Here is a 13,374-nt window from a genome sequence, read left to right as displayed (position 1 = left end):
AGGTCGAGGGCGCGAAGCGCACACAGCCCACCCTTGTCACGCCGGGAAGGGTTACGCCCCCAGGGGCGCGGGACCGTGCTGGCAGCGGCTGCGCCGCGGGGCGCGACCAGCCACAACGCACCCGCACCACGCGGCGCACCGGAACCACCCCTTCGAGACCGCTAGTGCGGCGCCCCGCGCCACCCGGAAACGGGCAACGCGAACTTCGCGACCAACCGGTCCGTGAACGACGCGTGGTGCAGCCGGGCCAGCCGCACCGGCACCGCTCCCCGCCGCACCTCGACCCGCGCCCCCGGCGGCAGCTCCACCGTCCGCCGCCCGTCGCACCACAGCACCCCCGGCGGGACGTGCGGCAGCACCTCCACCGCGAGCACCGAGTCCGGCGAGGTCACCAGCGGCTTCGCGAACAGGGCGTGCGCGCTGATCGGCACCATCAGCAGCGCCTCCACCTCGGGCCACACCACGGGGCCGCCGGCCGAGAAGGCGTACGCCGTCGACCCGGTCGGCGTCGACAGGACGATGCCGTCGCAGCCGAACCCGGTCACCGGCCGGCCGTCGATCTCCAGCACGACCTCCAGCAGCTTCTCGGCGCCCGCCTTCTGCACGGCGGCCTCGTTCAGCGCCCAGTCGGTGTGCACGATGTCGCCGTTGCGGTGCACGACGACGTCGACGGTCATCCGCTCCTCGACCTCGTAGGCCCGGTTCACCACCCGGTCGACGACCTTGTCGAGGTCGTCGCGCTCGGCCTCCGCGAGGAAGCCGACCCGCCCGAGGTTGACGCCGAGCATCGGCACCCCGGAGGCCCGCGCGAACTCGGCGCCGCGCAGCAGCGTGCCGTCGCCGCCCAGCACGATCAGCAGCTCGCACCCGTCCAGGCACTGCGGGGTGGCCTCGCCGACCAGGTCCACCTCGCCCGGCAGCGGCAGGTCGCGCGCCTCGGCCTCAAGGACCCGGACGCCGATCCCGGCCCGCAGCAGGCCGCCCACCACCAGCTCGGCGCTGCGGATCGCGGCGGGGCGTCCGGTGTGGGCGAGCAGGAAAACGGTTCGCGCTCGGTTCTGTGTCAATGCGGCCCCTCCGCCACTGCACGGTCAACGTCGGCCGGGTCCAGTGCGGCGGCGCCGGCCCGCAGCCACAGAAAGTACTCGACGTTCCCGGAGGGACCGGGCAGCGGACTGGCGGTGACCCCCTTCACGCCGAGCCCGAGTTCCCAGGCCCTCCGGGCGACGCCCCGCACCGCCTCGGCCCGCAGCTCGGTGCTGCGTACCACTCCCCCGCTGCCCAGCCGGTCCTTGCCCACCTCGAACTGCGGCTTCACCATCATCACCAGGTCGGCGTCCGGCCGGGTGCAGCGCACCAGGGCGGGCAGTACCAGTCCGAGCGGGATGAAGGACAGATCTCCCACGACCAGGTCCACGGGCTCCCCACCGATCGCGTCCGGCGTCAACTCGCGTACGTTCGTACGGTCCTTGACGGTGACGCGTTCATCCTGCCGGAGACTCCACGCGAGTTGCCCGTATCCGACGTCCACGGCGACGACGTGTGCGGCGCCCGCCCGCAGCAGTACGTCGGTGAAGCCGCCGGTGGAGGCGCCGGCGTCCAGCGCCCTGCGCCCCTCGACCACGAGGCCCCGGGGGACGAAGGCGGCGAGGGCGCCGGCGAGCTTGTGGCCGCCGCGCGAGACGTAGTCGGGGTCGCTGTCGTCGGCGCTCACGACGATCGCGGCGGCGGTCTCGACCTGCGTGGCGGGCTTCGTCGCGACGGTCTTGCCGACGGTGACCCGCCCGGCGGCGATCAACTGGCTCGCGTGCTCGCGCGAGCGCGCCAGCTTGCGGCGCACCAGCTCCGCGTCGAGACGGCGGCGTGCGACTCCTGCCACGTTCGGTTCAGCTCCTGCGGTCGTACGGTGATGGCGGCGCCGGGGGTCCCGGGCGCCCCGGGGGTTGCGGTGGTCCCGGGGGTTGCGGTGGTCCCGGGCGGGCGTCGAGCGCGGTGAGCGCGTCGCGCAGCCCCCGGTGTACATCCTCGTACACCTCGACATGCCCGTCGGTGGCCAGGTGGTCGGCGTCGGCCAGCCGCGCCAGCCGGGCGTCCACCTCGGCGTTCCCGGTGGGGGCGCGCGGGACGGCCAGCGGGGCGGGGGCGGCCGGCTCGTACCCGGGGTCCGGGTCCGCGCCGGGGTCCGGGTCCGCGCCGGGCTCCGGCTCGTCGGGCTCCGGCTCCGGTACTGCGTCGCTCATGCCCCGACGCTACCGTGTGGCGCTGCGGTACGGTCGGTCCCGATGGCGACGACTGAGGAGTGCCGTGCCGCACTCGAGAAGCTTTCGGACAGCATGCGCGGCGCCGAGGGGGACGTGCGGGCCGCCCTGGAGCTGGACCGCTCGGTGAGCTGCCACATCACCGACCTGGACGTCACCTTCACCGGACGCATGGCGGGCGGCCGCATCGACGTGCGCGAGACCCTGGAGGGACCGCCGCGCGAGCGGGCCGAGATCAGGCTGGCGATGACCGGCGACGACCTGGTGGCCCTCGTGGCGGGCGAGCTGAACTTCGCCCGCGCCTGGGGATCGGGCCGGGTGCGGCTGGAGGCGGGCCTGCGCGATCTGTTCCGGCTCAGAAAGCTGCTGTGACAGCCTCCTCGGGAAGCTCCCGCGACAGTCTCAGGAAGCCCCCGCACCGACCGCCTTCTCCCGCCCGGCACGTGCCTTGCGCGCGGCCGGCACCACCAGCGGCGTACCCGTCTCCGGGTCGTCGATGACCTGACAGCGCAGCCCGAAGACCCGCTCGACCAGACCGGCGGTGACGACGTCCTTCGGCGCGCCCTGCGCGATGACCTCCCCGCCGCGCAGGGCGATGAGGTGGGTGGCGTAGCGGGCGGCGTGGTTGAGGTCGTGCAGCACGGCCACGAGGGTGCGGCCCTGCTCCTCGTGCAGCTCCGCGCACAGGTCGAGGACGTCGATCTGGTGCTGGATGTCCAGGTACGTCGTGGGCTCGTCGAGCAGGAGCAGCGGGGTCTGCTGGGCGAGTGCCATGGCGATCCACACGCGCTGGCGCTGGCCGCCGGAGAGTTCGTCGACGTAGCGGTCGGCCAGCTCGGCGATGCCGGTCTGCGCCATCGCCTCCTGGACGACCCGCTCGTCCTCGGCCGACCACTGACGCAGGATGCCCTGGTGCGGGTAGCGGCCGCGGCCGACGAGGTCGCCGACGGTGATGCCGTCGGGCGCGACCGAGGACTGCGGCAGCAGGCCGAGGGTCCGCGCGACCTGCTTGGCCGGCATCGACTGGATGACCGACCCGTCGAGCAGCACCCGGCCCTCGGACGGCTTGAGCATCCGCGACAGGGCCCGCAGCAGGGTGGACTTGCCGCACGCGTTGGGGCCGACGATGACCGTGAAGGAGTTGTCGGGTATCTCCACCGACAGCTTCTGGGCGATGACCCGCTGGTCGTAGGCGAGGGTGACGTTCTCGGCGGTCAGGCGGTTCACGTTGCTCCTTTGGTTCCGGGACCCGCTGCGGTGGTCGGCACCGGCGCTCATATCCGGCCCGCCCTGCGCTCGGTGACCAGCAGCCACAGCAGGTAGACGCCGCCCAGTACGCCGGTGACGACGCCGACGGGCAGTTGGTCGGCGCCGAAGGCCCGCTGGGAGACGAAGTCCGCGCCGACCAGCAGGGCGGCGCCCATGCACAGGGACGGCACCAGGTTGGGGCCGGGCGAGCGGGTCAGGCGCCGGGCGAGCTGCGGCGCGGTGAGCGCGACGAAGCTGACCGGTCCGGCGGCGGCGGTGGCCGCGGCGGTGAGCAGGACGGCCGCCACCATCAGCAGCGCCCGCACCCGCTCCACGCGCACTCCGAGGGCGTACGAGACGTCGTCGCCCATCTCCATCATCCGCAGCGCCCGCCCGTTGGTGAGCACGACCGGGACGAGTACGGCGCACAGTGCGAGCAGGGGCCACACCTGGTCCCAGTCGCGGCCGTTGAGGGAGCCGGTCATCCAGACGACGGCGCGAGAGGCGTCGACGATGTCGGCCCGGGTCATCAGGTAGCCGTTGACCGCCGTGACGATCGCGGACACTCCGATGCCGACCAGGACCAGCCGGTACCCGTGCACGCCCCGCTTCCAGGCGAGCAGGTAGATGGCGAGGCCGGTCACCAGGCCGCCGGCGAGCGCGCCCACGGTCACCTGGGCCGAGCTGCCGGAGAACAGGACGATCATGATGAGCGCCCCGGCCGTCGCGCCCTGCCCGAGGCCGAGTACGTCCGGACTGCCGAGCGGGTTGCGGGAGATGGCCTGGAAGAGCGCGCCGCCGACCCCGAGGGCGCCGCCGACCAGCAGCCCGACCAGGACCCGCGGCAGGCGCAGCTCGTTGACGATGAACTCCTGCCCGGCGTCGCCCCGGCCGACCAGGGTCTTCAGCACGTCGGCGGCCGGTATGTCGAAGTCGCCGGTGCCGATCAGCAGCACGCTCGCGACGAACGCCAGGAGCAGCAGCAGGGCGACCACCACGGTGGCCCGCACGTCCAGGCGGAAGGACAGCCCGCCCGGGCTGCGCACGGCACGGTGGGGCCGCACGGTCCTCGTGGTCTTGCCGTTCCTCACAGTTGGGCCGTCCTCCGCCGTCGTACGAGCAAGATGAAGACCGGACCGCCGAGGACGGCGGTGACGATGCCGACCTGGAGTTCGGAGGGCCGGGCCACGATCCGGCCGAGGACGTCCGCGCCGAGCAGCAGCACCGGGGACAGGATCGCCGCGTAGGGCAGGATCCAGCGCATGTCGGGACCGGTGAAGGAGCGGACGATGTGCGGGATCATCAGCCCGACGAACACGATCGGCCCGCAGGCGGCGGTCGCGGCGCCGCACAGCACGGTCGCCGCGAGCATGGACAGCGCCCGGGTGCGGTTCAGGTTGGCGCCGAGGGCCTTGGCGGTGTCGTCGCCCATCTCCATGGCGTTGAGCGGCCGCGCGAGCGCGAGGGCGAGGACCGTGCCCGTCACGAAGAACGGCAGCACCTCGCGGATGGTCCCGGTCGTCGCCGAGGCGAGCGAACCGACCGTCCAGAAGCGCATCCGGCCCAGCGCCGCGTCGTCCATGATCATCACGGCCTGGAGGTAGCCGAAGAGCGCGGCGCTGATCGCGGTGCCGGCCAGCACCAGCCGCACCGGAGTGGCCCCCCTGCTGCCGCCCAGGAACCAGACCAGCGCGCCGACCCCGGCCGCACCGGCGAAGGCGAACCACACGTACCCGCTCAGCGAGGTGACGCCGAAGAAGGTGATGCCCGTGACGACGGCCGCCGAGGCACCCGCGTTGATGCCGAGCAAGCCGGGATCGGCCAGCGGATTGCGGGTCAGCGCCTGCAGCACGGCTCCCGCGAGGCCCAGCGCGGCACCGGCCAGCAGACCGAGCACGGTCCGCGACAGCCGCTCGCCGACGACGACGTCGCCATAGGTGTCGGAGTCGTGGAAGAGGCCGTGCCAGACCTGGGCCACGGACAGGTCCTTGGCACCGATCGCGATGCTCGCCAACGCGATGCACACCAGGACCGCAAGGGCGACGGGCAGCCCCGCGGCACGCAGGACGCGGCGCTTGGAGGGCGGCGCGGGAGCGGTCTCCGCGCGCTGTTCGGGGGGACTGTCGACCAACACGCAGTTAGGTTAGCCTACCCTCCCAACCGGTGCCGCCCCCGAGGGCCTGCCCGCACCCCGGCCCGTCAACGGGCGCCTTCCCCCCAACCGGGGCTCACAACCCCAACCGCGCCAGCGCCTTCCCGGAATCCAGCCCGCAGCCCTGCTCTCCGCCCGCCGTCCAGGCCGCCGCGCACAGGGCCCGCAGCCCGTCCAGCGCCCCGCCGTCGCCCGTCAGCTCCAGCCGCTCCGCACCGGCCGACGCCGTCCAGCCGCCGCAGCGGAAGCCGCCGTCCGCGTCGCCCGTGACCTCCGGCTGCCCGGTGAGCAGCCCGCGCAGATCGGCGTCGACGTACGTCGGCCGGTGCTGCGGCGGTGCCGCCAGCAACGTCGCCCCGTCGGTCACGCCGGTCAGCACGAGCAGCGAGTCCACCTCCCCGTTGAACGCCCCCTCGATGTCCGTGTCCAACCGGTCGCCCACGACCAACGGGCGCTGCGCGCCGGTCCGCAGGATCGTCTCCCGGTGCATGGGCGGCAACGGCTTCCCCGCGACCTGCGGCTCGGCGCCGGTCGCGATCCGCACGACCTCGACCGCCGCTCCGTTGCCCGGGGCGATCCCCCGGGCGCCCGGGATGGTCAGGTCGGTGTTGGAGGCAAACCAGGGAACGCCGCGCGCGACGGCGTAGCAGGCTTCCGCGAACCGGCCCCAGGGCAGATCCGGGCCGCCGAACCCCTGCACCACGGCCGCCGGGTCGTCCTCCGCCGACTCCACCGGCTCCAGGCCCCGCTCGCGCAGCGCCACGCGCAGCCCCTCGCCGCCGATCACCAGCACCCGCGCCCCCGAGGGCACCTGCTCGGCGATCAGCCGGGCCACCGCCTGCGCCGAGGTGATGACGTCGCCGGCGTCCGTCGCTATGCCCAGCTCCGTCAGGTGCGCGGCCACCGTGTCCGGGGTCCGGAGCGCGTTGTTGGTGACGTACGCCAGGCGCATGCCGCCGTCCCGGGCGGTGGCGAGGGAGTCGACGGCGTGCGCGATCGCGTTCCCCCCGGCGTACACCACGCCGTCCAGGTCGAGCAGCGCCGTGTCGTAGGCCTCACTGAGGCCCCGCCCACTGCCCTCGGGCCGCGTCCTGACGCTCCGGCTCATTGCGCATCGCTCCTCGTTCTCGCCTTTCCCCCGATCATCCCCCATGCCACTGACACACGTACGATGCCGGGATGAACTCTGCAGGTCACCCGGAAGCAACGGCGCGCCGGGGCCTGGAACTCACCCCGTTCCGAGGCCTCCGCTACGACCCCGACCGGGTCGGCAGCCTGGCCGCCGTGACCTCGCCCCCCTACGACGTGGTGGTCCGCCCCGACGGTCTGCTCCACCTCGAATCGGCCGACCCCCACAACATCGTCCGGCTGATCCTCCCCCAGGCCGCCACACCCGGGGCGCGCAACGAACAGGCCGCCCGCACCCTGCGCCGCTGGACGGCGGAGGGCGTCCTGACCACCGACCCCGAGCCGGGCCTGTACGTCTACGAACAGCGCGACGGCGAGGGCCTGCTGCAGCGCGGCGTCATCGGCACCGTGCGCGTGTCGGACCCCGGCGAGCAGGTGGTCCTGCCGCACGAGGACGTCATGCCCCACGTCGTCGCGGACCGCGCGGCGCTCATGCGGGCCACCCGGGCGAACCTCGAACCCCTGCTGCTGACCTACCGAGGCGACGACGGGACCCCGTTCACCACCGCCCTCGTGGAGCGCACGGCCGCACGGCCGCCGCTGCTGTCCACGACCACGGAGGACGGCTTCTGCCACCGCCTGTGGTCGGTCACCGACCCGCAGACCGTGGCACGGGTCCGGTCCGAACTCTCCCACCACCAGGCGCTCATCGCCGACGGCCACCACCGCTGGGCGACGTACCGCACTCTCCGCGCGGAGCATCCCTCCCCCAGCCCCTGGGACCACGGGCTCGTCCTGCTGGTCGACACGGCCCGCTACCCGCTCCGCGTCCGTGCCATCCACCGCCTGCTCCACGACGTCCCGGTGCACGACGCGCTGGCCGCCCTTGCCGGACACTTCCGCGTGCGCCGCCTGGACTCACCACTGGACGAGTCCCTCAACGCCCTGGCCAAGGCGGCCGACGCGGGCAACGCCTTCCTCCTCGCCGGCGACGGCGCCTTCCACCTCGTCGACCGGCCGGACCAGGGCCTGCTGGCCCGAACGGTTCCCACCGACCGGCCGGAGGCCTGGCGCACCCTGGACGCCACCGTCCTGCACGCCACGCTCCTCGCCCACGTCTGGCACGTCCCCGACGACTCGGCGGCCCACATCTCCTACATCCACGACACGGCGGCCACCGTCGAGAAGGCCGAACGCGACGGCGGTACGGCGGTCCTGATGCACCCGGTCCGCGAGGAGGTCGTGCGCGAACTGGCCCGACAGGGCGTCACGATGCCCCGCAAGTCGACGTCCTTCGGGCCGAAACCGGCCTCCGGACTGGTACTCCGCGCGCTCGACGCCTGACCCGCCCGCGCCCCGGCCCACAACGCGGCGAGGGGGCGGACCCTGGTCACGGGCCCGCCCCCTCACCGTACGCGCGCTCGGCCGTCAGTCCTTGTCGCCGTCCTCGTCGCCGGTGCTCTCCACGTCACCGCCGGACTCGGCCCCGTCCTCGCCCAGGGCGTCCACGAACTCCACGCCGTCCAGCTCGGCGAGCCGGTCGGAGGCGTCCGTGCTGCCGTCCCGGTCGGACTCCACCGCCTTCGCGAACCACTCCCGCGCCTCCTGCTCCCGGCCCGCGGCCAGCAGCGCGTCGGCATAGGCGTACCGCAGCCGAGCGGTCCAGGGCTGTACGGAGTGGGAGGCCAGCTCGGGGCTCTGCAGCGTCACGATCGCCGCGTCGAGCTGCCCCATGTCACGCCGGGCACCGGCGGCCACGAGGCGCATCTCGACCTGACCGGCCTTGTCCAGCTTGTGCACCTCGGGAGCGCCGGCCATGTCCAGCGCCTTCTCCGGCCGGCCGAGCCCGCGCTCGCAGTCGGCCATGACCGGCCACAGTTCCACGGACCCGGTCATCCGCCGAGCCGCCCGGAACTCCGCCAGCGCCTCGCCGTACTTCTGGTTGGCGTACGCGGCGAACCCGGCCGCCTCGCGCACGGCCGCGACGCGGGACGCGAGCCGCAGGGCCACCCTGGAGTACCCGTACGCGGCCTCCGGGTCCTCGTCGAGCAGCCGCGCGACCATCACCAGGTTCCTGGCGACGTCCTCCGCGAGCGTCTTGGGCAGGCTCTGCAGCTCCTGCCGCACGTCCTTGTCGATCTCGTCGCCCGTGACCTCCTCGGGAATCGGCAGGCGCTTGATCGGCTCCCGGTCCCGCTCCCGCTCCTCACGGAAGCGGCCACCGCCGCCGTGCCGGTCGTCACGGCCCCGGTAACCGCCGGGCCGCCCACCGCGATCGTCCCGCCGGGGCCCACGGCCGCCCCGGTCGTCGCGCCCCCGGAACCCACCGCGGTCGCCGTCGCGCCGGTCGTCACGGCGGCCGAACCCGCCACGGTCACCACGGTTGTCGTCCCGACGGAAGCCACCCCGGTCGCCCCGGTCCCGGTCGTCACGGCGGAAGGGAGGACGGTCGTCCCGCCGGTCGTCGCGCCGGTCGTCCCGGCGGTACGAGGGACGGTCGCCGCGATCCCGGCGGTCGTCACGGTCATCACGGCGGTAGGACGGACGGTCGCCCCGGTCGTCACGCCGGAACCCCCGGTCGCCGCCCCGATCACGGTCGTCCCTACGCCCGTACCCGCCACCGCGGTTGTCGTCGCGACGCCCGTCACGCCGGTCATCGCGCCGGTCGTCCCGGCGAAAGCCGCCGCGCTGCCCGCCACGGTCCTCACGACGACTGTCATCGCGCCGGCTGTCGTCACGGCGGCCGAAGCCGCCACGGTCATCACGGCGGTACGAAGGACGGTCCCCGCGGTCACGGCGGTCGTCACGGTCATCACGACGGAAGGACGGACGGTCGTCACGACGGAAGGGCGCCCTGTCACCGCGGTCGTCGCGACGGAAGGACGGACGGTCACCACCTCGGTCGTCACGACGGAAGCCCCGGTCGCCACCGCGATCGCGGTCGTCCCGCCGCGGCCCACGGTCACGGCCGTCACGGCGGAAGCCACCACGCTGTCCACCGCGGTCGTCCCCTCGGCGGTCGTCACGGCGGAACCCGCCACGGTCCCCGCGCTGCCCCCTGCGGTCACCGCGGTCACCACTGTCCCGTCGCCGCTGATCGCGCTCCGGTCGGTCGTCGGGAGAGTTGGTGGACATGGTGACTCCTGTCTTCGGTACCGCAAGTCATTCTCGCGCAGCCGGGTACCCGGTGCGCCCTGGAAAAACGAAAGGACCCCTGGTCCCCAGCATGAACGCTGGGGACCAGGGGTCCTTTCCAAAGATTGTTCGGCGGCGTCCTACTCTCCCACAGGGTCCCCCCTGCAGTACCATCGGCGCTGTAAGGCTTAGCTTCCGGGTTCGAAATGTAACCGGGCGTTTCCCCTACGCTATGACCACCGAAACCCTAAAACACAGTGGACGCGAGCAACTGAGGACAAGCCCTCGGCCTATTAGTACCGGTCACCTCCACACCTCACGGTGCTTCCAGATCCGGCCTATCAACCCAGTCGTCTACTGGGAGCCTTACCCCATCAAGTGGGTGGGAGTCCTCATCTCGAAGCAGGCTTCCCGCTTAGATGCTTTCAGCGGTTATCCCTCCCGAACGTAGCCAACCAGCCATGCCCTTGGCAGAACAACTGGCACACCAGAGGTTCGTCCGTCCCGGTCCTCTCGTACTAGGGACAGCCCTTCTCAAGACTCCTACGCGCACAGCGGATAGGGACCGAACTGTCTCACGACGTTCTAAACCCAGCTCGCGTACCGCTTTAATGGGCGAACAGCCCAACCCTTGGGACCGACTCCAGCCCCAGGATGCGACGAGCCGACATCGAGGTGCCAAACCATCCCGTCGATATGGACTCTTGGGGAAGATCAGCCTGTTATCCCCGGGGTACCTTTTATCCGTTGAGCGACGGCGCTTCCACAAGCCACCGCCGGATCACTAGTCCCGACTTTCGTCCCTGCTCGACCCGTCGGTCTCACAGTCAAGCTCCCTTGTGCACTTACACTCAACACCTGATTGCCAACCAGGCTGAGGGAACCTTTGGGCGCCTCCGTTACTCTTTAGGAGGCAACCGCCCCAGTTAAACTACCCATCAGACACTGTCCCTGATCCGGATCACGGACCCAGGTTAGACATCCAGCACGACCAGACTGGTATTTCAACGACGACTCCACCCACACTGGCGTGCGAGCTTCACAGTCTCCCAGCTATCCTACACAAGCCGAACCGAACACCAATATCAAACTGTAGTAAAGGTCCCGGGGTCTTTCCGTCCTGCTGCGCGAAACGAGCATCTTTACTCGTAGTGCAATTTCACCGGGCCTATGGTTGAGACAGTCGAGAAGTCGTTACGCCATTCGTGCAGGTCGGAACTTACCCGACAAGGAATTTCGCTACCTTAGGATGGTTATAGTTACCACCGCCGTTTACTGGCGCTTAAGTTCTCAGCTTCGCCCAGACGAATCTGAGCTAACCGGTCCCCTTAACGTTCCAGCACCGGGCAGGCGTCAGTCCGTATACATCGCCTTACGGCTTCGCACGGACCTGTGTTTTTAGTAAACAGTCGCTTCTCGCTGGTCTCTGCGGCCACCCCCAGCTCAGACCGTAAAGATCGTCACCAGGTGTGGCCCCCCTTCTCCCGAAGTTACGGGGGCATTTTGCCGAGTTCCTTAACCATAGTTCACCCGAACGCCTCGGTATTCTCTACCTGACCACCTGAGTCGGTTTAGGGTACGGGCCGCCATGAAACTCGCTAGAGGCTTTTCTCGACAGCATAGGATCATCCACTTCACCACAATCGGCTCGGCATCAGGTCTCAGCCTCGTGTGCGACGGATTTACCTACCGCACGGCCTACACCCTTACCCCGGGACAACCACCGCCCGGGATGGACTACCTTCCTGCGTCACCCCATCACTCACCTACTACAGGTCTGGATCATCGGCTCCACCACTCCCCATCACTCCGAAGAGATCAAGGGCGGCTTCACGGACTTAGCATCGCCTGATTCAATGTTTGACGCTTCACAGCGGGTACCGGAATATCAACCGGTTATCCATCGACTACGCCTGTCGGCCTCGCCTTAGGTCCCGACTTACCCTGGGCAGATCAGCTTGACCCAGGAACCCTTAGTCAATCGGCGCAAACGTTTCTCACGTTTGTATCGCTACTCATGCCTGCATTCTCACTCGTGAACCGTCCACAACTCGCTTCCACGGCTGCTTCACCCGGCACACGACGCTCCCCTACCCATCACAGCCGGCGTTGGCCGTATTGCTGCAATGACACGACTTCGGCGGTACGCTTGAGCCCCGCTACATTGTCGGCGCGGAATCACTAGACCAGTGAGCTATTACGCACTCTTTCAAGGGTGGCTGCTTCTAAGCCAACCTCCTGGTTGTCTGTGCGACTCCACATCCTTTCCCACTTAGCGTACGCTTAGGGGCCTTAGTCGATGCTCTGGGCTGTTTCCCTCTCGACCATGGAGCTTATCCCCCACAGTCTCACTGCCGCGCTCTCACTTACCGGCATTCGGAGTTTGGCTAAGGTCAGTAACCCGGTAGGGCCCATCGCCTATCCAGTGCTCTACCTCCGGCAAGAAACACACGACGCTGCACCTAAATGCATTTCGGGGAGAACCAGCTATCACGGAGTTTGATTGGCCTTTCACCCCTAACCACAGGTCATCCCCCAGGTTTTCAACCCTGGTGGGTTCGGTCCTCCACGACCTCTTACAGCCGCTTCAACCTGCCCATGGCTAGATCACTCCGCTTCGGGTCTTGAGCGTGCTACTCAACCGCCCTGTTCGGACTCGCTTTCGCTACGGCTACCCCACCCGGGTTAACCTCGCAACACACCGCAAACTCGCAGGCTCATTCTTCAAAAGGCACGCAGTCACGAGGATGGAGCAAGCTCCACCCCGACGCTCCCACGGCTTGTAGGCACACGGTTTCAGGTACTATTTCACTCCGCTCCCGCGGTACTTTTCACCATTCCCTCACGGTACTATCCGCTATCGGTCACCAGGGAATATTTAGGCTTAGCGGGTGGTCCCGCCAGATTCACACGGGATTTCTCGGGCCCCGTGCTACTTGGGTGTCTCTCAAACGAGCCGCTCATGTTTCAGCTACGGGGGTCTTACCCTCTACGCCGGACCTTTCGCATGTCCTTCGCCTACATCAACGGTTTCTCACTCGTCCTGTCGCCGGCAGACAACAGAAGAGAGATCCCACAACCCCGCACACGCAACCCCTGCCGGGTCTCACACGTGAACGGTTTAGCCTCATCCAGTTTCGCTCGCCACTACTCCCGGAATCACGGTTGTTTTCTCTTCCTGCGGGTACTGAGATGTTTCACTTCCCCGCGTTCCCTCCACACTGCCTATGTGTTCAGCAGCGGGTGACAGCCCATGACGACTGCCGGGTTTCCCCATTCGGACACCCCCGGATCAAAGCCTGGTTGACGACTCCCCGGGGCCTATCGTGGCCTCCCACGTCCTTCATCGGTTCCTGGTGCCAAGGCATCCACCGTGCGCCCTTAAAAACTTGGCCACAGATGCTCGCGTCCACTGTGCAGTTCTCAAACAACGACCAACCACCCATCACCCCG

Annotated in this window: 11 protein-coding genes and 2 rRNA genes; 2 read left to right on the top strand and 11 right to left on the bottom strand. The window is 69.7% G+C overall.

All coding sequences use genetic code 11. The features are described 5' to 3' along the window. Window positions 1-161 precede the first annotated feature (161 nt). From IG88_RS0114825 to IG88_RS0114815, 3 genes are read right to left on the bottom strand one after another with little or no spacing between them, the layout of a single operon-like run. Complete coding sequence (locus IG88_RS0114825) at window positions 162-1,067, bottom strand: NAD kinase (protein WP_031040196.1); 906 nt, start codon at window positions 1,065-1,067, stop codon at window positions 162-164. Further along, complete coding sequence (locus IG88_RS0114820) at window positions 1,064-1,879, bottom strand: hemolysin (RefSeq protein ID WP_031040192.1); 816 nt, start codon at window positions 1,877-1,879, stop codon at window positions 1,064-1,066. Before IG88_RS0114820 ends, IG88_RS0114825 begins: the two co-directional genes overlap by 4 nt. Window positions 1,880-1,886: 7 nt before the next feature. Further along, window positions 1,887-2,240, bottom strand: a complete 354-nt coding sequence (locus IG88_RS0114815; protein ID WP_031040190.1) for a hypothetical protein — start codon at window positions 2,238-2,240, stop codon at window positions 1,887-1,889. A gap of 42 nt (window positions 2,241-2,282) precedes the next feature. Between IG88_RS0114815 and IG88_RS0114810 the strand changes: the two genes are divergently transcribed. Continuing rightward, window positions 2,283-2,630, top strand: a complete 348-nt coding sequence (locus IG88_RS0114810; protein WP_031040187.1) for a sterol-binding protein — start codon at window positions 2,283-2,285, stop codon at window positions 2,628-2,630. 30 nt (window positions 2,631-2,660) lie between these two features. Here the strand turns inward: IG88_RS0114810 and IG88_RS0114805 are convergent, their stop codons facing one another. From IG88_RS0114805 to IG88_RS0114790, 4 genes are all read right to left on the bottom strand, one after another. Continuing rightward, window positions 2,661-3,536, bottom strand: a complete 876-nt coding sequence (locus IG88_RS0114805) for an ABC transporter ATP-binding protein (RefSeq protein WP_031040184.1) — start codon at window positions 3,534-3,536, stop codon at window positions 2,661-2,663. Then, a complete protein-coding gene (locus tag IG88_RS0114800) occupies window positions 3,533-4,570 on the bottom strand; it encodes a FecCD family ABC transporter permease (protein WP_031040182.1) in 1,038 nt (345 codons plus the stop codon). Before IG88_RS0114800 ends, IG88_RS0114805 begins: the two co-directional genes overlap by 4 nt. Before the next feature lie 23 nt (window positions 4,571-4,593). Further along, window positions 4,594-5,640 (bottom strand): FecCD family ABC transporter permease, encoded by a 1,047-nt coding sequence (locus IG88_RS0114795; RefSeq protein ID WP_031040180.1) that lies wholly within the window; start codon window positions 5,638-5,640, stop codon window positions 4,594-4,596. Window positions 5,641-5,734: 94 nt separating this feature from the next. Then, the gene (locus IG88_RS0114790) at window positions 5,735-6,766 is read right to left on the bottom strand and encodes an HAD hydrolase-like protein (RefSeq protein ID WP_031040179.1); all 1,032 of its coding nucleotides are present in this window, start codon (window positions 6,764-6,766) and stop codon (window positions 5,735-5,737) included. 71 nt (window positions 6,767-6,837) lie between these two features. Between IG88_RS0114790 and IG88_RS0114785 the strand changes: the two genes are divergently transcribed. Next, window positions 6,838-8,130 (top strand): DUF1015 domain-containing protein, encoded by a 1,293-nt coding sequence (locus tag IG88_RS0114785; RefSeq protein WP_031040177.1) that lies wholly within the window; start codon window positions 6,838-6,840, stop codon window positions 8,128-8,130. A gap of 84 nt (window positions 8,131-8,214) precedes the next feature. Here the strand turns inward: IG88_RS0114785 and IG88_RS43380 are convergent, their stop codons facing one another. The 4 genes from IG88_RS43380 to IG88_RS0114765 all read right to left on the bottom strand — a co-directional run bounded on the left by IG88_RS43380 (window position 8,215) and on the right by IG88_RS0114765 (window position 13,316). Further along, window positions 8,215-8,958 carry a tetratricopeptide repeat protein gene (locus IG88_RS43380; protein ID WP_199807458.1) on the bottom strand — a complete coding sequence of 248 codons (744 nt, stop codon included), beginning with the start codon at window positions 8,956-8,958 and terminating at the stop codon, window positions 8,215-8,217. Continuing rightward, window positions 8,850-9,812, bottom strand: a complete 963-nt coding sequence (locus tag IG88_RS43375) for a hypothetical protein (RefSeq protein WP_158853947.1) — start codon at window positions 9,810-9,812, stop codon at window positions 8,850-8,852. The genes IG88_RS43380 and IG88_RS43375 overlap by 109 nt, the downstream gene beginning before the upstream one ends. Window positions 9,813-10,048: 236 nt before the next feature. After that, window positions 10,049-10,165 (bottom strand): 5S ribosomal RNA (gene rrf, locus IG88_RS0114770). 29 nt (window positions 10,166-10,194) lie between these two features. Beyond that, window positions 10,195-13,316: ribosomal RNA gene (locus tag IG88_RS0114765) — 23S ribosomal RNA — on the bottom strand. Between the last annotated feature and the right edge of the window lie 58 nt (window positions 13,317-13,374).

The organism is Streptomyces sp. NRRL F-5650 (genome assembly GCF_000721365.1).
Taxonomy (GTDB): Bacteria; Actinomycetota; Actinomycetes; order Streptomycetales; family Streptomycetaceae; genus Streptomyces; species Streptomyces ardesiacus.
The sequence above is the reverse complement of the archived record's forward strand: the minus strand, read 5'-3'. Positions and strand labels throughout refer to the sequence as shown.

Bases quoted from the DNA above. Each gene is read 5' to 3' on its own strand.
- IG88_RS0114815 (WP_031040190.1), bottom strand. From the start codon at position 2,240: ATGAGCGACGCAGTACCGGAGCCGGAGCCCGACGAGCCGGAGCCCGGC.
- IG88_RS0114810 (WP_031040187.1), top strand. From the start codon at position 2,283: ATGGCGACGACTGAGGAGTGCCGTGCCGCACTCGAGAAGCTTTCGGAC.
- IG88_RS0114805 (WP_031040184.1), bottom strand. From the start codon at position 3,536: ATGAGCGCCGGTGCCGACCACCGCAGCGGGTCCCGGAACCAAAGGAGC.
- IG88_RS0114790 (WP_031040179.1), bottom strand. From the start codon at position 6,766: ATGAGCCGGAGCGTCAGGACGCGGCCCGAGGGCAGTGGGCGGGGCCTC.
- IG88_RS0114785 (WP_031040177.1), top strand. From the start codon at position 6,838: ATGAACTCTGCAGGTCACCCGGAAGCAACGGCGCGCCGGGGCCTGGAA.